The organism is Geobacillus sp. Sah69, from assembly GCF_001414205.1.
Lineage (GTDB): Bacteria > Bacillota > Bacilli > Bacillales > Anoxybacillaceae > Geobacillus > Geobacillus stearothermophilus.
The window spans coordinates 17,430-36,621 of sequence record NZ_LLKS01000069.1; the positions used below are offsets into that span (position 1 = coordinate 17,430).

At 53.4% G+C, this 19,192-nt stretch carries 16 protein-coding genes, 1 tRNA gene and 3 pseudogenes; 3 read left to right on the forward strand and 17 right to left on the reverse strand.

What is annotated here, in order from left to right:
• Positions 1–942 (reverse strand): carbohydrate kinase family protein, encoded by a 942-nt coding sequence (locus AP057_RS14680; protein WP_055359086.1) that lies wholly within the window; start codon positions 940–942, stop codon positions 1–3.
• Positions 943–1,109: 167 nt separating this feature from the next.
• A pseudogene (locus AP057_RS14685) lies at positions 1,110–2,332 on the reverse strand (YeeE/YedE family protein).
• Between the two features lie 149 nt (positions 2,333–2,481).
• On the opposite strand from AP057_RS14685, the gene mscL reads away from it, so the two are divergent.
• Positions 2,482–2,877, forward strand: a complete 396-nt coding sequence (gene mscL / locus AP057_RS14690; RefSeq protein ID WP_049625304.1) for a large conductance mechanosensitive channel protein MscL — start codon at positions 2,482–2,484, stop codon at positions 2,875–2,877.
• A 130-nt stretch (positions 2,878–3,007) separates the two neighbouring features.
• Here mscL and AP057_RS14695 read toward each other — a convergent pair.
• A pseudogene (locus AP057_RS14695) lies at positions 3,008–3,757 on the reverse strand (YjiH family protein); the annotation flags it as partial.
• Positions 3,758–3,977: 220 nt separating this feature from the next.
• On the opposite strand from AP057_RS14695, the gene AP057_RS14700 reads away from it, so the two are divergent.
• Positions 3,978–5,111, forward strand: a complete 1,134-nt coding sequence (locus tag AP057_RS14700; protein ID WP_015375695.1) for an IS4-like element IS5377 family transposase — start codon at positions 3,978–3,980, stop codon at positions 5,109–5,111.
• A gap of 1,315 nt (positions 5,112–6,426) precedes the next feature.
• On the opposite strand, the gene eno is transcribed toward AP057_RS14700, so the two are convergent.
• From eno to AP057_RS14740, 9 genes and pseudogenes are all read right to left on the reverse strand, one after another.
• Positions 6,427–7,719: a phosphopyruvate hydratase gene (eno, locus tag AP057_RS14705; protein WP_033015097.1), complete on the reverse strand. Its 1,293-nt coding sequence runs from the start codon at positions 7,717–7,719 to the stop codon at positions 6,427–6,429.
• Positions 7,720–7,747: 28 nt separating this feature from the next.
• Positions 7,748–9,283 (reverse strand): 2,3-bisphosphoglycerate-independent phosphoglycerate mutase, encoded by a 1,536-nt coding sequence (gene gpmI, locus AP057_RS14710; protein WP_049625148.1) that lies wholly within the window; start codon positions 9,281–9,283, stop codon positions 7,748–7,750.
• Entirely contained in the window at positions 9,276–10,037 is a 762-nt protein-coding gene (gene tpiA / locus AP057_RS14715) for a triose-phosphate isomerase (RefSeq protein ID WP_049625147.1), read from the reverse strand. Before tpiA ends, gpmI begins: the two co-directional genes overlap by 8 nt.
• Positions 10,038–10,098: 61 nt before the next feature.
• Positions 10,099–11,283, reverse strand: coding sequence for a phosphoglycerate kinase (gene pgk / locus AP057_RS14720; protein WP_049626242.1), 1,185 nt, complete (start codon positions 11,281–11,283; stop codon positions 10,099–10,101).
• Positions 11,284–11,405: 122 nt separating this feature from the next.
• The gene (gap, locus tag AP057_RS14725; protein WP_049626241.1) at positions 11,406–12,413 is read right to left on the reverse strand and encodes a type I glyceraldehyde-3-phosphate dehydrogenase; all 1,008 of its coding nucleotides are present in this window, start codon (positions 12,411–12,413) and stop codon (positions 11,406–11,408) included.
• Positions 12,414–12,455: 42 nt separating this feature from the next.
• Positions 12,456–13,475: a sugar-binding transcriptional regulator gene (locus AP057_RS14730; RefSeq protein ID WP_055359087.1), complete on the reverse strand. Its 1,020-nt coding sequence runs from the start codon at positions 13,473–13,475 to the stop codon at positions 12,456–12,458.
• A gap of 122 nt (positions 13,476–13,597) precedes the next feature.
• Complete coding sequence (locus tag AP057_RS14735; RefSeq protein WP_055359129.1) at positions 13,598–13,843, reverse strand: glutaredoxin family protein; 246 nt, start codon at positions 13,841–13,843, stop codon at positions 13,598–13,600.
• Between the two features lie 29 nt (positions 13,844–13,872).
• Positions 13,873–14,248: pseudogene (locus AP057_RS18195) on the reverse strand (RNA polymerase factor sigma-54); the annotation flags it as partial.
• A 76-nt stretch (positions 14,249–14,324) separates the two neighbouring features.
• A tRNA-Arg gene (locus tag AP057_RS14740) sits at positions 14,325–14,396 on the reverse strand.
• A 315-nt stretch (positions 14,397–14,711) separates the two neighbouring features.
• Between AP057_RS14740 and clpP the strand changes: the two genes are divergently transcribed.
• On the forward strand, positions 14,712–15,302 hold the full coding sequence (gene clpP / locus AP057_RS14745; protein ID WP_055359088.1) for an ATP-dependent Clp endopeptidase proteolytic subunit ClpP: 591 nt from the start codon (positions 14,712–14,714) through the stop codon (positions 15,300–15,302).
• 88 nt (positions 15,303–15,390) lie between these two features.
• Here clpP and AP057_RS14750 read toward each other — a convergent pair whose 3' ends face one another.
• From AP057_RS14750 to AP057_RS14770, 5 genes are all read right to left on the reverse strand, one after another.
• Positions 15,391–15,648: an HPr family phosphocarrier protein gene (locus AP057_RS14750; protein ID WP_055359089.1), complete on the reverse strand. Its 258-nt coding sequence runs from the start codon at positions 15,646–15,648 to the stop codon at positions 15,391–15,393.
• A gap of 14 nt (positions 15,649–15,662) precedes the next feature.
• Entirely contained in the window at positions 15,663–16,625 is a 963-nt protein-coding gene (whiA, locus tag AP057_RS14755; RefSeq protein ID WP_055359090.1) for a DNA-binding protein WhiA, read from the reverse strand.
• Positions 16,626–16,762: 137 nt separating this feature from the next.
• Positions 16,763–17,716 carry a YvcK family protein gene (yvcK, locus tag AP057_RS14760; RefSeq protein WP_055359091.1) on the reverse strand — a complete coding sequence of 318 codons (954 nt, stop codon included), beginning with the start codon at positions 17,714–17,716 and terminating at the stop codon, positions 16,763–16,765.
• Entirely contained in the window at positions 17,713–18,609 is an 897-nt protein-coding gene (gene rapZ, locus AP057_RS14765; RefSeq protein ID WP_033015060.1) for an RNase adapter RapZ, read from the reverse strand. Before rapZ ends, yvcK begins: the two co-directional genes overlap by 4 nt.
• An 18-nt stretch (positions 18,610–18,627) precedes the next feature.
• Positions 18,628–19,104, reverse strand: a complete 477-nt coding sequence (locus AP057_RS14770; protein ID WP_055359092.1) for an 8-oxo-dGTP diphosphatase — start codon at positions 19,102–19,104, stop codon at positions 18,628–18,630.
• Positions 19,105–19,192 lie beyond the last annotated feature (88 nt).

Sequence of the window (19,192 nt, forward strand, 5' to 3'; positions counted from 1 at the left end):
TCACTTCGTTCCCCCTTCGCGAAAATACCGCGCATAGGCGGCTTGCAACAGGTGTTCATTCAAAGCGGGATGCACCGTTTCGGCCGTTTGCAGCGTAAGCGCCGCGCTGCTCATCCCAAAGCGGCAGGCGTCTTCCACCGTATGTCCGCCTAAGACGCCGTACAAAAATCCAGCCGCAAAGGCGTCGCCCGCTCCGGTGGCGTCGGTGACCTCAACCTTCGGCGCCGCAATCGCTTCTGTTTCCCCTTGCTTGGTGGCGTACGCGACGCCGTTTGCGCCGCGCGTGACGACAACATTCTGGGCGCCGGCTTGAAGGATCGCTTTCATGATGTCGTCCGTATGTCCGTCGCGTCCCACAAATTCCTTAGCCTCCGCTTCATTCGTGACAAACCACGTCACACCAGACAAATCGCTGGGCAATCGCTTCACTTTTGGAACCGACACCGTCACAACACAAAGCGGGATGTCCTCTTGGCGACATTGTGCAATCACCGAACGAATGACAGCCTTCGGGAAATTCGTGTCAAGCACGACCGCAGAAATCGGACCGAGCCGAGTCCATTGTTGCTTTCGCCATTCTCCCCCCACTGTATCATAAATGGCCATATCCGCCAAGGCGAGAACCATCTCGCCGCGTTCATCGAGCACCGCTGTATACGTCCCGGTGTTCGCTTTTGGCGTTCGCACGATGAAGCTCGTATTGACATATCGGCTCGTCACGTCAACGAGCCACTGTCCATCGCGATCATCGCCAACGGTGCTGACGAGCAAAACAGGTTGAGCAAGCCGTCCTAAGTTTTCGGCGATGTTTCTCGCCACCCCACCCGCGGTTTGCGTCGTGGTGACGGGATGGGACGTGCCGAGCCGAAACGGAGTGAGCAACCGCGCCTTTCGGTCGACGTTCGCCCCGCCAATGCAGACGATCGAGGCCGCTTGCCGCATGCCTTTTCCCTCCTCTCCCAATGAACACCGCTGTCCTCCTTCCGCTCTCCCAAAACAAGGAAAACGATTTCAAACAAGCAGGCAGCTGCTCTTGTCGAAGCCTCACTGCCCATTGTACCATATGCCGTCCTGCATAAAGAAAGCACCCCGCCAAAACGACGGAACGTTTAGTTTTTGTACGCGCAATACGGACGCAGTTTGACGCCGATCAGGCTGCCGAGGAAAGCAAAGACAAACCACGCCCAGCCGTGGGCGCTGAATGAAGCAATGCCGCCGAAATACGCGCCGATATTGCAGCCGAACGCCAACCGGGCTCCGTATCCCATCATCAGCCCACCGATCAGCGCACCGATCGTCATGCGCGTCGGACGCTTCCATTGCACAGGCTTCGTATAGCGGCCAGCGAGCGCTGCGGCCAATAAGGCGCCGACCATCAAGCTGATGTCCATCACGGTCGTTGTATCGTAGTAGAGTGGATTCGCGAGCGCCTGCCGTTTCGCTTCATCTTGCCAGTACGCCCAAGCAGTCGGATCGACGCCAAACAGCTGCACGAACTTCGCTCCCCAAAGGGCGAAGGCGGACGTAATGCCCCAAGGCTTGCCGCTAATCATCAGCACAAGCGCGTTCGTTACAGCCAAGAGCAACGCCCCGACCAGAAGCGGCCACGGCCCTTTGTAAATCGCTTTCCAGCCATGATGGTTCTCAAGCGATGCAGCAACGCGTTGGCCGTGGCGTCGTTTTTCCATCACCGTCACCGCATAGTAGACGACCGCAAGCAAAACCAACTGAAGCAAAAACCCTCCCAAGGGGCCGAACTCGCCAATGAACGAGAACGGCTTCCATTGCGGCATCTTCGCCCACACGTCAAAGTGGGTCGTCGCAATGACGGAGCCAGCGATGAACCCGATGAGCGTCACGATGCCGTTCGCATCGCCCCCGCCGATATGGTACAACGTCCCCGACGCGCAGCCGTCGCCAAGCTGCATGCCGATGCCAAACAGAAAAGCGCCGACGATGACCGATACTCCCACGCCAAATACATACCCTGACACCGGGTGCCCGAGCACTGAGCCTTTCACGAGCAGCGGCAAAAACAACGCGCTGGCTGCCGCCATCATGATCATCTGTGCCCGAATGCCTTCCCTTGGCGGTATAGAATAAACTTTCGCCAGGCGGATGTAAAGCCAAAATGCGCCTGGTACAATACAAATCCACCAAACGCTCCCAGCACATACAAAAGCGCCTGTTGCCAGGAAACACGGCTATATAAGAACAACGTGCCACCGATCAATATGAGGATGGAGACCGCAATAATCCACGCAGTCGGATGTTTCGGGGCGTTCGCTGCTTGTTTCGCGCGAACGTCTCGTTGTTGTGCGGTCACTTCCACGATGCGTTCCCCCTTTTGTTTTGGTTGATGAACGTATTCTATAATATATAAAAACCAATTGATTTGCTACGATTTAAGCTAAAAAGTTTCAATGTTGCGGCCGGTCGGGTATAATAGCAGACGAACATTTTCTTCGGAAGGAGATGACCATGTGGAACGAGTTTAAAAAATTCGCCGTCCGCGGCAATGTCATCGATTTAGCCGTTGGGGTGATCATCGGCGGGGCGTTTGGCAAAATCGTTTCCTCGCTCGTCAATGACATCATCATGCCGCTTGTCGGGCTGATTCTAGGCGGCATCAATTTCAGCGATTTGTCTTGGAAAGTCGGCAAAGCGGAAGTGAAATATGGGGCGTTTATCCAAACAGTCGTCGATTTTTTGATCATCGCGTTTTCGATTTTCCTGTTTGTGAAATTGATCAACACGCTGTATGAACGGGTGAAAAAGCAGGAAGAGGTGAAGGAAACCGCACCGACGCTGACGAAAGAGGAGGAGCTATTGACAGAAATTCGCGATTTGTTAAAGCAGCAGCGGGAAACGCTGTGAAAGCCTGTCTGGAAGATGGACAGGCTTTCATGGCGCTGAAACTTCTCAATCGGGTTGATGGAATGGCGGCGAACCTGAAAATCGCAGCCACCCCATCGATGTCCGTTTTCATCGAAGCGCCGCACTCCCGTCAAAGCAGCCAATATGCGAGCGGCGCGGTGAGGATGAGCGTCAATACAGTCCGCTCGAACCAAATGACAAGAAGCCGCGGCAAGCTGAGCGGGATTTCCGTAGACAAAATGCATGGAATGACAGCGGAAAAGAATAGGATCGCTGATACGGATACAACCGCAATAATGAATTTCGTGACAAGCGGAGCTTCGGTGACAAGCAAAGCGGGCAAAAACATTTCCGCGATTTCAATGGCCGAAGCTTTCGCGGCCAACAACGGTTCAGGGATTTGCAACAGAAGGGTGAATGGATAGAACAGGTAGCCCAACCAGTCAAACACCGGCGTATATTCAGCGAGCAGCAGCCCGATCAGTCCGACTGACATAATGGAAGGCAAAATGCCCATCGTCATGATGAAGCCATCGCGCAAGTTCTCCCATATGTTTGTCCCAATCCCTTTTGACTGTCCTACCGCTTTCATCGCCTCGGACCAAGCTTGCTTCATATAGCTTCCCGTCACTTTTTGTTCGGGATCTCCTTTGCCGTCGTAATACTCGTCGCTCATGCGGCTCAGCGGCCAAAGCCGGGCGGTAAGCGCTGTAACGGCAAACGTGACAAGAAATGTCACCCAAAAATACGTATTCCAGATTGGCATGAGCCCCAATGTTTTCGCGACAACGACCATAAATGTCACCGATACGGTGGAAAAGCCGGTAGCGATGATCGCCGCTTCTTTCACGGTATATTTGCCTTCTTTGAACACTTTATCTTAATTAGGCGAGAAGACTCCCACTTCAACGAAGCGAAGCGGAGTAAGTGGGAGATGAATCGCCTTAACTATATTTTGCTGAAAATAGGATAGATTCAGTAAAATATAGTATAATATCAGGCGTGTTGATTATCCAATAAAATCCAAAGGGTATAGAAAAAAGAGCACCTTTCCTGTAGAATGTGAGTAACGACACAAACAAACCCAGGAGGTGCTCTCTATGAACAAGCATACCACACTCCCGAATTTGATGCAAAAACTTGTTTCGGATGAAGAGATTCAACTGATTGCCGAAGCGGTTGGGTATCGTGATTCGTCTCGAACCTTTACGTTGCGCGAGTTGATTCACTTCTTCCTGCTGGCCGCCATGCATCAATGGAAAAGCTTTCGCCACGGAGCCGATGTGGGGCCTCTGTATGGATTGCCGCGATTCCATTATTCMACWGTATCCAAGAAAGCGAAAGAAGTTCCCTATGACATCATGAAACGCTTGTTGGCGTTGATCATTTCCAAGTGCAACCGCCAAACCCGCCGYTCGCTTCGGTTTCCCAAACCGCTTCGGGTGGTGGATTCGACGACCGTCACGGTCGGGAAAAACCGCCTGCCATGGGCGCCATATCACGGCGAACGCGCCGGAGTGAAGCTGCACGTCGCGTATTCGCCGGAATCCTCGCTGCCGGCAGACGTGGTGGAAACCATCGGACTGCGTCATGATGGCCCGGTGGGAGAACAGTTGACGAACGCTCAACAAGTGCTCGTGGAAGACCGGGCGTATTTCAAAATCGAACGCCTCGATCGATTTGTGGAGCAGCATCAGCTCTTTGTCATTCGAATGAAGGACAACATCGAACTTCATCAGAAAAAAAGCTTGAAACGCCTTTCCAGCACATCCTCATCGGTTCAAGCCGACTTCACGTGCCAGTTGGGGACGAAACAATGCCGCTCCACCAAGCGTCACCGGGTAGTGATCTTTCGAGATGCGAATGGCCGCGACATTCGGGTCGTGACGAACCTCTTCCATGCGTCTGCGGAAACCATTGCCGACATGTACCAACAACGTTGGACTGTTGAGGTCTTTTTCCGTTGGGTGAAGCAATATCTGAATGTCCCGACCTTGTTTGGCACGACGGAAAATGCGGTATACAACCAACTGTTTGCGGCGTTCATCGCGTATGTGTTGCTGCGATGGCTGTATGATCAAACCAAAAAACAGACGAACGTCTCTCTTTCCTTCATTTCGTTCGTTCGCCGTTTTTTCTCTGGGCAGCTTCCTCTCGATTGGAAATCCGGGATGGCCGCTGCTTTGTTTGAGTATGCCCAAATTTATGGAAGGCGTATGTATAATTTTGGATAATCAACACTCGTGTTATCAATCTTGTTTTTATAGTGGGTTACCTCATAGATACCGGGTTCCCCTTCGGTTCTTTATGGCTGGTATGGCTACCCTTTTTCGTTGCTGGTATCATCCTGTCCATTATGTTTCTAGTTCGTTATAGAAAGGAATCCAATGCCAACCTATTTTTATCGCTTGCTGTCTTGTTAAGTAGCCTTAGTTCTTTAGGTCTTTGGAGTTTTTATTATTATTTAGCCCGTGTTATGGGAGGATAAGAGCACGAAAAGAGAAGGTTGGAATAGACCTTCTCTTTTCATAAAAACATTTAGAAAATGCTACCTAATTTTCCTTGCGAGCACAATAATCCAAACTCGGCAACCATCCACCAGTCCGGATCATAAGTAGCGTATGCACAGAGATATCATTCGTAATCGCAACCATCGTCTCCTTTCCCAAAATTAGCCCAACAACGATCGTGAGCTTGGCAGCATCGGTCTAATGCGTTAATTGGTGTTCCACTTCTACACTTAGCTCCAAAGTAATTTTGGTAACAATATTTTTCATTACCAGAACCATAGGAAACTAAGCATCCCTCATACCAGGCTTCGGGTGCGATTTCACCTTCCATTATTTTATCAGTCCCCATTGGTTTTTTAAGCTCTTCTACAAACAAGAAGTAAGAAGCTTCAAAAGGAATTTCAACTTATCTCTAGGAGCCCGGTGATTTACTTAGCAACGAGGTAAAACCTATATTTTCTCAAATTCAGAAACCTTGATAAAACGTGCTTTTGTTTCTCATTCAGCTTCGTCGATTTCTCAAGTATCCTCGTTTTTCACCGGCCTTCTAGAGACAAAGATGTGATTGTTTAAGTATGAGAGTGAAATCATGGGAAATATTTGCAAGAAAATTAAAAAATATAATCAAATCAAAATTGATCTTCTCAAAATAGTTAAGTGTATTGATTGTTGTACGGAAGATGAAAAAGAACTTTACCAGAACAAAGAAGTGACAAGCTTGTTGCCCAAATGATTCGCCGATTTGTTTGAAATCCCTAAGACCCAATATTCAATCACTGTGTATGTAATGGGTGTAATATGGGAAAACGATTGCCTTCTTTTTGTCTCCACCGCCCTTGACGATTCTTTCCCACCTTTGTCGGGTGTTGGTCAAGGGCGACTCCATCCTTGAACATCCCTCCGATACTCAAGGGGATGGTCTATGTGGAGTCTTCATAACGCGCTTTTGACGCGACCCTTTGCTATCCTCGCCCGCCGCAAAAAAAGGCACCTTTCTTGGCAAACAGCCGAAAGGTGCCTGTAATGATTCTGTTATCGGTTATTTTTTCAAATTGTAAAACGAACGAATGCCTTGGTAAATAGCCGTATGGCCGAGTTCATCCTCAATGCGGAGCAGCTGGTTGTATTTCGCGACGCGGTCGGTGCGCGACGGCGCGCCTGTTTTGATTTGGCCGGCGTTGGTGGCGACGGCGATGTCGGCGATCGTGCTGTCTTCCGTTTCGCCGGAGCGGTGCGAGACGACAGCCGTGTAGCCGGCGCGTTTCGCCATTTCGATGGCGTCAAACGTTTCGGTGAGCGTGCCGATTTGGTTCACTTTGATCAAAATCGAGTTGCCGACGCCTTTTTCAATGCCTTCGGCCAGTTTTTTCGTGTTCGTGACGAACAAGTCGTCACCGACAAGCTGCACTTTTTTGCCGAGTCGCTCGGTCAGCAGTTTATGGCCTTCCCAGTCGTTTTCATCGAGCCCGTCTTCGATCGAGATGATCGGATATTTCGATACAAGCTCTTCATACCAAGCGACCATTTCTTCCGACGTTTTCACAACGCCTTCGCCTTCAAGATGATATTTGCCGTCTTCTTTGTTGTACAGCTCGGATGAAGCAACGTCCATGGCGAGCATCACTTGTTCGCCCGGTTTGTAGCCGGCTTTTTCGATCGCTTCGATGATCGTTTGCAGCGCTTCTTCGTTCGATTTCAAGTTCGGGGCGAAGCCGCCTTCATCGCCGACCGCGGTGTTGTAGCCTTTCGATTTCAGCACCGCTTTTAAGCTGTGGAAAATTTCCGCCCCCATGCGCAGCGCTTCGCGGAAGCTTTCCGCCCCGACTGGCATGATCATAAATTCTTGAATGTCGACGTTGTTGTCCGCATGCGCGCCGCCGTTTAAAATGTTCATCATCGGCACCGGCAGCGTTTTGGCGTTAAAGCCGCCTAAGTAGTGGTACAGCGGCAAACCAAGCTCGTCCGCCGCCGCGCGGGCCACGGCAAGCGAAACGCCCAAAATGGCGTTGGCGCCAAGTTTGCTTTTGTTTTCCGTGCCGTCAAGCTCAATCAACGCGCGGTCGATCGCCACTTGGTCGGTCACTTCAAGGCCGATGATTTCCGGCGCGATGATTTCGTTGACGTTTTCGACCGCTTTTAACACCCCTTTGCCGAGGTAGCGGTTTTTGTCGCCGTCTCGCAGTTCGACTGCTTCATATTCCCCAGTCGAGGCGCCGCTCGGCACCAGGGCGCGGCCGAAACCGCCTTCTTCTGTATACACTTCCACTTCTACGGTTGGGTTGCCGCGCGAATCGAGCACTTCGCGGGCGTAAACATCAATAATCGCAGACATGAACACACACTCCTTTTCCTTCGTATCGTTATTTGACAATCAACGATTTCCCTGTCATTTCGTTCGGCTGCGGCAAACCGAGCAAATCGAGCATCGTCGGCGCCAAATCGCCTAAGATGCCGCCGTCTCTAAGCTTGATGCCTTTTTTCGTCACGATGACCGGCACCGGATTCGTCGTATGAGCCGTTTGCGGCTTGCCGTCCGGCGTCAATACTTCATCGGCGTTGCCGTGGTCGGCGGTGATGATGGCGATGCCGCCTTTGGCCAAAATGGCATCGACGACTTTGCCGAGGCATTCGTCCACTGCCTCCACCGCCTTGATCGTCGGTTCGAGCTTGCCCGAATGGCCGACCATATCCGGGTTGGCGTAGTTCAAAATGATCGCATCGTACTTATCGGCTTCAATTTCCTTGAGCAGCGCATCGGTCACTTCATAGGCGCTCATTTCCGGCTTCAAGTCATACGTCGGCACTTTCGGCGAGTTGATCAAAATCCGGTCTTCGCCTGGAAATTTCTCTTCGCGGCCGCCGCTCATAAAAAACGTCACGTGCGGATATTTTTCGGTCTCGGCGATGCGCAGCTGGCGCAGTCCGTGCTGCGACAGCACTTCCCCGATCGTGTTGTCCAAGTTCGTCGGCTTGAACGCCACGTACCCTTTCACCGTTTCGCTGAAATGGGTCAAGCAGACAAAGAACAAATGCTTCGGATGTTTCGGGCCGCGGTCAAACTCGCGGAAATCTTCGTTCGTAAACGTGTTTGAAATTTGGATCGCCCGGTCAGGGCGGAAATTATAGAAGATAATCGCGTCATTGTCTTGAATCGTCGCCACCGGCCGGCCGTCTTCGCGGACGATGACCGACGGCAGGACGAATTCGTCGTAAATGCCGTGTTTGTACGAGTCCTCGATGCACTCGAGCGGGTCGCGGTACGTCGGCCCTTCCCCGTACACCATCGCCCGATACGCCTTTTCGACGCGGTCCCACCGCTTGTCGCGGTCCATCGAGTAGTAGCGGCCCGATAACGTCGCGATTTCGCCGACGCCATATTCCTTGATTTTTTCCTGCAGTTCTTTGATGTATTGCGGCGCTGTTTGTGGGCCGACGTCGCGGCCGTCCAAAAAGCCGTGGATGTACACGCGCTTCACGCCTTCTTTCGCCGCCAAGCGCAAGAGGGCGTACAAATGGTGAATATGGCTGTGCACCCCGCCGTCGGAAAGCAAGCCGAACAAATGCAAACTTGTCCCGTGTTGTTTCACATGGTTCATCGCCGCCAAAAACGTTTCATTTCGCTCAAACTCGCCTTCGCGAATGGCAATGTTGACTCGCGTTAAGCTTTGGTACACAATGCGCCCGGCGCCGATGTTGAGATGGCCGACTTCCGAGTTGCCCATCTGCCCTTCCGGAAGCCCGACCGCCTCGCCGCACGCCTTGAGCGTTGTGTGCGGGTATTCGTTCCAATAGCGGTCAAAGTTCGGTTTGTTCGCCTGAGCGATCGCATTGCCGTACGTTTCGTCGCGCAGCGCAAATCCGTCTAAAATGATGAGCGCAACCGGTTTTTTACTCATGACGCCCCGCCTCCACCAATTGTAAGAATGAAGCCGGCTCGAGGCTCGCCCCGCCGACTAAGGCGCCGTCGATCTGTTCTTGCGCCAAGAAGTCGCGGATGTTATCTGGTTTGACGCTGCCGCCGTATTGAATGCGGATCGCTTCCGCCGCCTCCGGGCCAAACAGGCGCGAAACAACCGAACGGATATGGCCGCAGACGCTGTTGGCGTCTTCCGGTGTTGATGATTTGCCCGTCCCGATCGCCCAAATCGGCTCGTAAGCGATGACCGCTTGCTTCACTTGTTCCGGCGTCAAGCCGGCGAGCGCTTTTTCCACTTGCGAGGCGACAACCGCGTTCGTCTGCCCGGCTTCCCGCTCCTCAAGCGATTCGCCGCAGCAAATAATCGGTATAAGCCCGCGGGTGAAGGCGGCCAACACTTTTTTGTTCACGGTCTCATCTGTTTCGGCGAACATTTGCCGGCGCTCCGAATGGCCGAGGATGACGTACGTGACACCGAGGTCTTTCAGCATGACCGGGCTCACTTCGCCTGTGTACGCCCCTTGATCGGCAAAGTGCATCGTTTGCGCCCCGATTTTTAAATCCGTGCCGTCTGCCGCTTGCACCAACCGATCCAAAAAGAGAAACGGCGCGCAAACGACGGAATCGACTTCGTCGGCCGGCGGCACGTGCCCTTTTACGTCCTCGACAAATTGAACCGCTTCTGCTAATGTTTTATGCATTTTCCAGTTGCCTGCAATGATCGGTTTTCTCATCGTTCACCCTTCCTTTCAATGGGCGGCGTCAGCCGCCATGCGCCAAATCCGGCGCCGTGGGTCATTTGTCTTCGAGCGCGACGACACCCGGCAGCTGTTTTCCTTCCATAAACTCGAGCGAAGCGCCGCCGCCGGTGGAGATATGATCCATTTTGTCGGCCAAGCCGAATTTCTCAACCGCCGCCGCCGAATCCCCGCCGCCGATGACCGAATAGGTGTCGAGCGCTTCCGCCAGTGCTTCGGCGATCGCTTTTGTCCCGTGGGCGAACGCGTCCATTTCAAAGACGCCCATCGGGCCGTTCCAGACAACGAGCTTCGACTCGCGAATGACATCGCGGTACAATTCGCGCGTTTTCGGGCCGATGTCAAGCGCCTGCCAATCAGCTGGAATCGCGTCAATCGGCACAACTTTCGTGTTGGCGTCGTTCGCAAACCGGTCGGCGACGACCACGTCCACCGGCATATAAAAACGGACGCCTTTTTCTTTCGCCTTTTCCATAAACGATTTGGCGAGTTCGATTTTGTCCTCCTCAAGCAGCGACTTGCCAACGTCATGGCCGAGCGCTTTGACGAACGTATACGCCAGTCCGCCGCCGATGATCAAGTTGTCGACTTTTTCAAGCAAATTGTCGATGACGCCGATTTTGTCTTTCACTTTCGCCCCGCCGATGATCGCTGTAAACGGGCGGTCCGGATTCGAAAGCGCCTTGCCAAGCACTTCAAGTTCTTTTTCCATCAAAAATCCGGCCACCGCCGGCAAGTAATGGGCGATGCCTTCCGTCGACGCATGGGCGCGATGGGCGGCGCCGAACGCATCGTTGACATATAGATCCGCAAGCTCCGCAAACGCTTTGGCGAGCTCGGGATCATTTTTCTCTTCACCAGGGTAAAAACGGACGTTCTCAAGCAAGAGCACATCGCCTTCGTTCAAACGGTCGACCGCCGCTTTCACCTCATCGCCGACCGCTTCATTCGTTTTGGCGACCGGCCGTTCAAGCAGCTCGCCGAGCCGCTTCGCAACGGCATCCAAACGCAATTCTTCGACCACTTTTCCTTTCGGGCGGCCGAGGTGGCTCGCCAAAATGACTTTCGCCCCGTGCTCGATCAAATAGCGGATCGTCGGGAGTGCGGCGCGAATGCGCGTGTCATCGGTGATGGCGCCTTGCTCCATCGGAACGTTGAAATCGACGCGGCAAAAGACGCGCTTTCCCCTCACCTCAACGTCGCGGATCGTCTTCTTGTTCATCGTTCGTGCCCCCTTTTGGCTACAGTTTGGATAAAGGAAAAGGAGTGGGGATCATTTCCCCGCTCCCCTCCATTTTCCTATTATAGAATTGAACAGGCGGAAAACTCAACGCCAAGCTGGTTTTACAGCCCTTTCGAGGCGATGTAGGCGGCCAAGTCGACGACGCGGTGCGAATAGCCCGTTTCGTTGTCATACCACGAAACGACTTTCACCATTTTGCCTTCAATGACCATTGTCGACAACGCGTCGATCGTCGACGAAGCGGTGCTGCCGTTGTAGTCGCGCGACACGAGCGGTTCTTCGCTGTAGGCCAAAATGCCTTTCAGCTCGCCTTCCGCTGCTGCTTTCAACGCGGCATTCACTTCTTCGACCGTCACTTCTTTTTCCAATTCCGCCACCAAGTCGACAACGGATACGTTCGGCGTCGGCACGCGCATCGCCATGCCGTTCAACTTTCCTTTCAATTCCGGCAAAACGAGCGCGACCGCTTTCGCCGCCCCGGTCGTCGTCGGAATGATCGATTCGGCCGCGGCGCGAGCCCGGCGCAAATCTTTATGCGGTAAGTCCAAAATTTGTTGGTCGTTTGTGTACGAGTGAACGGTCGTCATCATGCCGCGGACGATGCCGAATTGTTCATGCAGCACTTTGGCAAACGGCGCCAAGCAGTTCGTCGTGCACGACGCGTTCGAGATGACATGATGGGCTTTCGGATCGTATTTGTCTTGGTTGACGCCCATGACGATCGTAATGTCTTCGTTTTTCGCCGGGGCGGAAATGATCACTTTTTTCGCACCCGCTTCCAAATGTTTGGCGGCGTCTTCGCGTTTCGTGAAGCGGCCGGTCGACTCAACGACGATGTCAACGCCGATCTCGCCCCACGCCAAGTTCGCCGGATCGCGTTCCGCCTTGACGATGATTTCTTTGCCGTTGACGACCAAGTTGTTGCCGTTCACCGACACTTCGGCATCCAGACGGCCATGGACAGAGTCGTACTTCAACAAATGAGCAAGCGTATTCGCATCGGTTAAATCGTTCACCGCCACTACTTCAATGTCCGGGTTTTTCAATGCCGCGCGGAAGACGTTGCGTCCGATGCGGCCAAATCCGTTGATTCCCACTTTGACTGCCATCTTATTTTCCTCCTTGCGATTGGATTGTATCAGCAAGGGAGATTACTCCCCTACGAACGCTTTTGCGGCTCCTTCGTCCGTCACCAATAGCGAGTGCGGCGCCCGTTTCATGTACGCGCGAATGGCTTTCGCCTTCGACGCCCCTCCGGCGACGGCGATGACATGCTCGACATGCGGGAGGTGTTCAAGTTGAATGCCGACTGTTTTCACTTTATGGACGACGTCGCCGTACTCGTTGAAATAGTAGCCGAACGCCTCGGCGACCGCATGGCGGGCGATGATGTTCTCCATCTCTACAGGCGGCGTCTTCCGCCGCTTGGCCATCGTCACCGCTTCACCGATGCCATGGACGACCATGCGGCATGATTGGATGAGCTCAAGCACTTCTTTCACCGCCGGCTCTTCGACAAGCGACGCGTACGCTTCATCGCTCAGCTGGTCAGGCACGTGCAGCAACCGATAGCGGCCCATCGCTTTTTCCGCCATTTTCGCACAAATCGTGTTCGCCTGATTCTCGACATCTTCGCCAAGGCCGCCGCGCGCCGGCACGAACAACACATCGCGAAGCTTCGAATCCGGCGTCATCATCTCCGCGACCGCCGCCATCGTCGTTCCGCCGGCCACGGCGACGATGTCCCCGGGCTCAAGCAGCTCCTTCATGCAGGCGACACACGCTCTACCCATTTCTTTTTTTACCCAAGGGGAACAGTCGCTATCCCCAGCAACGACAATCACCCGCGGAATGCCGAGCTGTTCCTGCAGCGCGGCTTCCAGCTCTTTGAGTCCGAGCGCTTCCCGCATCAAATCATTGAGCGTATGAAGGAGCGCCTGGCCTTCCTCCGTCAACCGCATGCCCGACACATCAGCGGAAAGCAAGTTTTGTCCTTTCAAAAATTCTGTTTCCGACCGGAGAACCCGCTCGCTCATGCCGAGGCTCGCCGCCAGCGCCCGCCGCCCGATCGGCGCCATAAGCGAAATAGAGTACAAAATTTGATATCGTTTTTGCATAACGTCAAGCAAGTCGGGCGATAATTTTTTTAATGCCTCTACTAACGGTTGCATCGATCCTTCCCCTTAGCAGAACATAGGGATGTTTTTTGTCCCGGTATGACATATTATGTCCCGCCAATCGATAAGAAATTCCTCCCGCTCTATTTTCATTATAGCAGGAGGACGATAGCCGTTCAACTGTTTTGTGCCCGCTGCAACCGTTTTCTCACCATTTCTTTTTCAATCATCCCATACCCAATTTCTTCCCCGTCAAGCTCGACGACCGGAATCATCAACTGATATTTCTCGAGAAGCGCGTCGTCTTCATAAATATCGATCTCTTCCATCGTAAACCGATAGTCTGCCTGCAGCTCCGTCAAAACCGCTTTCGCTTTGTCGCAAAGCGGACAGTTCGTCTTCGTGTACAACCGGATGTGCATTGCGTTCTTCCTTTCTTTCACCGGTCGCATCAAGCTCCGGTGTATTGCTTTCGTTTCGCCGAAGAAGGAATGCGCAGCTGCTCCGCGGTATTTGGCGACCGTGCGGCGCGAAATGGCGATGCCGTATCGGCCATGAAGCAAATCGGCCAGCTGTTGGTCAGAAAGCGGCGCCTGTCGGTCTTCCGCCGCGATCAGCTCTTGGATGATCGATTTCACTTGAGCGGAGGAAGCCACCTCGATCGTTTCCGCCAGCTCGTCGCGCTCAGGAAGACGTTCCAGTTGCAGCAAGAGGCATCCCGCCAAATCGCGGGCGCCGACTCCCGGCGGGTCGAGCGACTGCACAAGGCGCAGCCCCCGTTCCATCTCTTGTTCCGATGCGGAAAACCGCGCCGCCAGCTCGGCAAGCAATGAAAAACGACCGCAAACGCGGTCGTATCAAGGGGGTTGGGAATCTCAATCCGAACTTGTCAGATCGTTGGAACGCCCTCGGCAGGATTCGAACCCACGCTAAGAGAACCGGAATCTCTCGTGCTATCCACTACACTACGAGGGCATGGAAGTTCATGATTTCTCTATTTCGTTCCGTCGCATGTTCTATTATAGCAGGATCGTGCAAAAATGCAAGGGGAAAATGCAATAAAAAAACAGGAAAAATTAGGCCTTTGTTCCTTCCACATCAATGCCACCGCCACAGGCAACTGGTTAAAAAAATAAAAAAGCGGTTATGATGAAAAGAGGGATATTCCCGCTAGCCGCGAATATGTTATAAAGAATGGGGAAGGTCGTTTTGTTTGACCTTCATTGACCATTCGTGTATGATGAAGGCGTACATATTGATCCATTAGGATGGAAAAGGAGGCGTTTTGGGATGTATTTGATTCCGACTGTCATCGAACAGACGAACCGCGGGGAGCGGGCGTACGACATTTATTCGCGCTTATTGAAAGACCGAATCGTGTTCCTTGGCAGCCCGATCGACGACCAAGTGGCCAACTCGATCGTGTCGCAGCTGTTGTTTTTGGCGGCGGAAGACCCGGACAAAGATATTTCCTTGTACATCAACAGCCCGGGCGGCTCGATCACAGCTGGCCTGGCGATTTACGACACGATGCAGTTCATCAAACCGGACGTATCGACAATTTGCATCGGCATGGCCGCTTCCATGGGGGCGTTTTTGCTTGCCGCCGGTGCGAAAGGGAAACGGTTCGCGCTTCCAAACAGTGAAATCATGATCCACCAACCGCTCGGCGGCGCCCAAGGGCAGGCGACGGAAATCGAAATCGCCGCGAAGCGCATTTTGTTCTTGCGCGACAAACTGAACCGCATTTTGGCGGAAAACACCGGCCAGCCGATCGAAGTGATCGAACGCGATACGGACCGCGACAACTTCATGACAGCGCAAAAAGCGATGGAATACGGCATTATCGACCGGGTGCTGACGCGTTCGGACGAAAAATAAGCCGAAACAATAAAGGCTGCTTCGGAAACGGAGCAGCCTTGTCTCATATTCGCCCGCGAACGCACCGACGGTCGTTCCGGCGCACCACTCACTTTTCTTTTTGCACATAGGCGGCGAGCTTTTCGATCGCTTCTTGCTCATCCGGACCGTCGGCAATGAGCGTGATCACCGCTCCATGGCCGATGGCGAGGCTCATCAAGCCCATAATGCTTTTCGCGTTCACCCGTTTTCCATCTTTTTCCAAAAACACATCAGCGGAAAAACGGTTCGCTTCTTGGACAAACAACGCCGCCGGGCGCGCCTGCAGCCCGGTTTCTAATTTTACTTTCACTTGTTTTTCCACCATTCTCCATCTCCCCTTTACAGCGATTTATGGAAATCGACCGGCTTTCCAGCCCGCAGCCGCTCCGCGATCTCATCAATTTTGCGCAGCCGGTGGTTGATGCCGGATTTGCTGATTTTGCCGCCGGCGACCATCTCGCCAAGCTCTTTCAGCGTCACGTCTTGATGCTCGATGCGAAGCTTCGCGATTTCCCGCAGCTTCGCTGGCAAGGCGTCGAGGCCGATCGTCTCGTCGATGTAGCGGATGTTTTCCACCTGGCGAAGCGCAGCGCCGATCGTTTTGTTCAAATTGGCTGTCTCGCAATTGACAAGCCGGTTGACCGAGTTGCGCATATCGCGGACGATGCGGATGTCTTCAAAGCGGAGCAGCGCCTGGTGAGCGCCGATGATGTTCAAAAACTCGGCAATTTTCTCTGCCTCTTTTAAATACGTAATAAACCCCTTTTTCCGTTCCAACATTTTCGCATTTAAAAAAAAGTGGCTGTTCATCAGTTCACATAAAGAGCGGTTATGATCCTCGTACAAAGAAAAAATCTCCAAGTGATACGAGGACGTCTCCGGATTGTTGACCGAGCCGCCGGCCAAAAACGCACCGCGCAAATACGAGCGCTTGCAGCACTTTTTCTTGACAAGTTCCGGATCGATGTCATGAATGAACGAAAAATCGCCGTTCCAAATGCAAAGATCACGGAGCAGCGGGGCGGCGCCGTCGGTAATGCGGACGATATACACGTTATTTTTCTTTAAACGCATTTTTTTGCGGACAAACAGCTCAACCGCGACGTCATACCCTTTTTTCAACAGCGTATAAATGCGCCGGGCGATCGCCGCATTTTCCGTTTGGACATCGACCGCCATCCGCCCGCCGGAAAACGACAGTGAGCCGTTCATGCGCAACAGCGCCGACAGCTCGGCCCGCAAGCAGCAGCGCTTGACCTCTAAATTCGTCAGCTCCTTCTTCGTTTCGGACGCAAAAGACATGATCGTTCCACCTCCATTCGCTCCCGTACCGGCCGGTTGGAGGTGCCCAACTCTCGGCGCGGCCATGCGGCCGCCGCCCCTCGCGCCCCGTCTCCTTGGCCTATGCGTATGCGGATCAGGCACACAGCGCCCGCCGTCTAGCAGCGGGGAAGCAGCCCGAGAAGGAGGGCGGCGACTTTCCCTGTATTATGGCGAATGACCCCATCATCGTACGTAACAATATCGTCACGGATCACCTGCACGCCGAGCGTGCCGCTGTCATCATGCACCGGCTCGGCCCGCTCCTCTTCATACCGGCGGCGGATGGATTCCGGAATCGCCCCGCTGTTGACGATGACGGCATCCAAAAACGGGACGCCAAGATGGTCATGAAGCGCCTTCACATGGTCGCTCACCGTATAGTGCGGCGTCTCGCCGGCCTGGGTCATAATGTTGCATATATAGACTTTTTTCGCCTTCGCCTTGCACACTTCCTGTCCGATTTTCGGCACGAGCAAGTTCGGCAAAATGCTTGTGTACAGACTCCCCGGGCCGATGACAATCAAGTCGGCGCCGCGGATGGCGGCGGTCGTCTCCGGCAACGGTTCAATATCTTCCGGGGTTAAAAACACCCTCTTAATTTTTTTCCCCGCGCCAGGAATTTTCGACTCGCCCGAAATAACGGTACCATCTTCCATTTCCGCGTGCAACACGACGCTTTTGTTCGCCGCCGGCAACACTTGGCCGCGTACGTTCAACACTTTGCTCATTTCGCGGATCGCCTTCACAAAATCGCCGGTGATCGATGTAAGCGCCGCCAAAATCAAATTGCCGAGCGAGTGTCCCGATAAGCCGTTGCCGTTTTGAAAACGGTGTTGAAACAGCTCAACAATAAGCGGTTCGACATCAGACAGCGCGGCGAGCACGTTGCGCACATCCCCAGGCGGCGGGATGTGCAGTTCGTCCCGGAGCCGCCCGGAACTCCCCCCGTCATCGGCGACGGTGACGATAGCCGTCAAGTCAAGATCGTGCTGTTTCAGACCCCGAAGCAGGACGGGAAGCCCAGTGCCGCCGCCGATGACGACGATCTTCGCTGCTCGTTTGTCTCTCATCGATGCGCTTCCTTTCTCCTCTCCATGTCCCGGTGCGAGACAACCGTTTTATAATTGGCGGAAAAATGGCGGGCGATATGCTCAGCGAGCGCCACGGAACGATGCTGACCGCCCGTGCAGCCGATGGCGATCACCAGCTGGCTTTTTCCTTCGCGCTGGTAATACGGCAGCATAAACGCCAGCAAATCAATCAGCTTTTCCAAAAACTTTTGCGTTTCTCCCCATTTGAGCACATATGACGCCACTTCCTCATCGAGCCCGGTTTTCGGCCGCATATGCTCAATGTAGTGCGGGTTCGGCAAAAAGCGGACATCAAACACCAAGTCAGCGTCAATCGGGATGCCGTATTTAAATCCAAACGACATAACGTTGACCATAAAGCCGGACTGGGCGTGCGATGAAAACTGGCGGACGATTTTCTCCCGCAGTTCGCGCGGCTTGAGCCCAGTCGTGTCATAAACGATTTGCGCCCGCCCTTTGAGTTCCTCAAGCAGTTTCCGCTCCAGGCGGATGCCTTCAAGCGGCGGCTCATTCGGCGCGAGCGGATGCGTCCGCCGCGTTTCTTTATAGCGGGCCACAAGCGTCGAGTCTTGCGCATCCAAAAACAAAATTTGCGGCATAATCCACGCCTGCCCGGCCAACTCATCGAGCGCGGCAAACAAGTGGTCGAAAAAGTCGCGGCTGCGCAAATCCATGACGAGCGCGACTTTATTCATTTTATTCCCGGACTCTTTCACAAGCTCCAAAAACTTCGGCAACAGCGTCGGCGGCAAGTTGTCGACACAAAAAAAGCCGAGGTCTTCAAAGCTTTGGATCGCCACCGTTTTGCCTGCCCCGGACATGCCGGTGATGATGACGAGTTGAATCGGTTGCTGCGCCCCGTGTTTCCCCATTTTTCTGCTCCCCTTCCGCTAACTTGGATCAAGACGATATGAAAGCAGCTCAAACTCCTCCGTATATACAAACGTTCCGTACATGACCCCTTCGCCTTTGACAGCGTATTCTAAAATATGGTAGTCTCCTGGGGCCATCGGCAACGTGGACAGCGCTTCAACCTTATGCCAAGCGAGCGTCCCTTCTTCGGAAGACGGCACGTTTTCGCCGATGAAGTCGTCGGCGAAAAACGTAAACATCATCCACTCCGACACCGTTTCATTCCCGTTTTTCATCACGATCGTAAAGACGCCTTTCAGCTCTGGATTTTTCAAATAAATGCCCGTCTCTTCCCGGTATTCACGAATGCATGCTTCGCGCACCGTCTCGCCGGGCTCCATTTTCCCGCCCGGAGCGACCCACCAGCCGCGCCTCGGCTTTTGCAACAGCAGCACTTGGCCGTCTTTATATAATACGCAGTTTGTCACCCGTTGCAATTCGTTCACCCCAACCATCCGCAAACATGCACATAATCATCTTTATTTTACCATAAATAGTTAGGCCGCTCCACCTTCAAACCGCTGGAAACCGTCCGCTTCCCGT

Coding starts and splice junctions, on each gene's coding strand:
- AP057_RS14730 (WP_055359087.1), bottom strand. CDS start 13,475: ATGCAACCGTTAGTAGAGGCATTAAAAAAATTATCGCCCGACTTGCTT.
- AP057_RS14735 (WP_055359129.1), bottom strand. CDS start 13,843: ATGCACATCCGGTTGTACACGAAGACGAACTGTCCGCTTTGCGACAAA.
- clpP (WP_055359088.1), top strand. CDS start 14,712: ATGTATTTGATTCCGACTGTCATCGAACAGACGAACCGCGGGGAGCGG.
- gap (WP_049626241.1), bottom strand. CDS start 12,413: ATGGCAGTCAAAGTGGGAATCAACGGATTTGGCCGCATCGGACGCAAC.
- tpiA (WP_049625147.1), bottom strand. CDS start 10,037: ATGAGAAAACCGATCATTGCAGGCAACTGGAAAATGCATAAAACATTA.
- rapZ (WP_033015060.1), bottom strand. CDS start 18,609: ATGGGGAAACACGGGGCGCAGCAACCGATTCAACTCGTCATCATCACC.
- AP057_RS14750 (WP_055359089.1), bottom strand. CDS start 15,648: ATGGTGGAAAAACAAGTGAAAGTAAAATTAGAAACCGGGCTGCAGGCG.
- mscL (WP_049625304.1), top strand. CDS start 2,482: ATGTGGAACGAGTTTAAAAAATTCGCCGTCCGCGGCAATGTCATCGAT.
- gpmI (WP_049625148.1), bottom strand. CDS start 9,283: ATGAGTAAAAAACCGGTTGCGCTCATCATTTTAGACGGATTTGCGCTG.
- eno (WP_033015097.1), bottom strand. CDS start 7,719: ATGTCTGCGATTATTGATGTTTACGCCCGCGAAGTGCTCGATTCGCGC.
- whiA (WP_055359090.1), bottom strand. CDS start 16,625: ATGTCTTTTGCGTCCGAAACGAAGAAGGAGCTGACGAATTTAGAGGTC.
- AP057_RS14770 (WP_055359092.1), bottom strand. CDS start 19,104: ATGGTTGGGGTGAACGAATTGCAACGGGTGACAAACTGCGTATTATAT.
- AP057_RS14680 (WP_055359086.1), bottom strand. CDS start 942: ATGCGGCAAGCGGCCTCGATCGTCTGCATTGGCGGGGCGAACGTCGAC.
- pgk (WP_049626242.1), bottom strand. CDS start 11,283: ATGAACAAGAAGACGATCCGCGACGTTGAGGTGAGGGGAAAGCGCGTC.
- yvcK (WP_055359091.1), bottom strand. CDS start 17,716: ATGAGAGACAAACGAGCAGCGAAGATCGTCGTCATCGGCGGCGGCACT.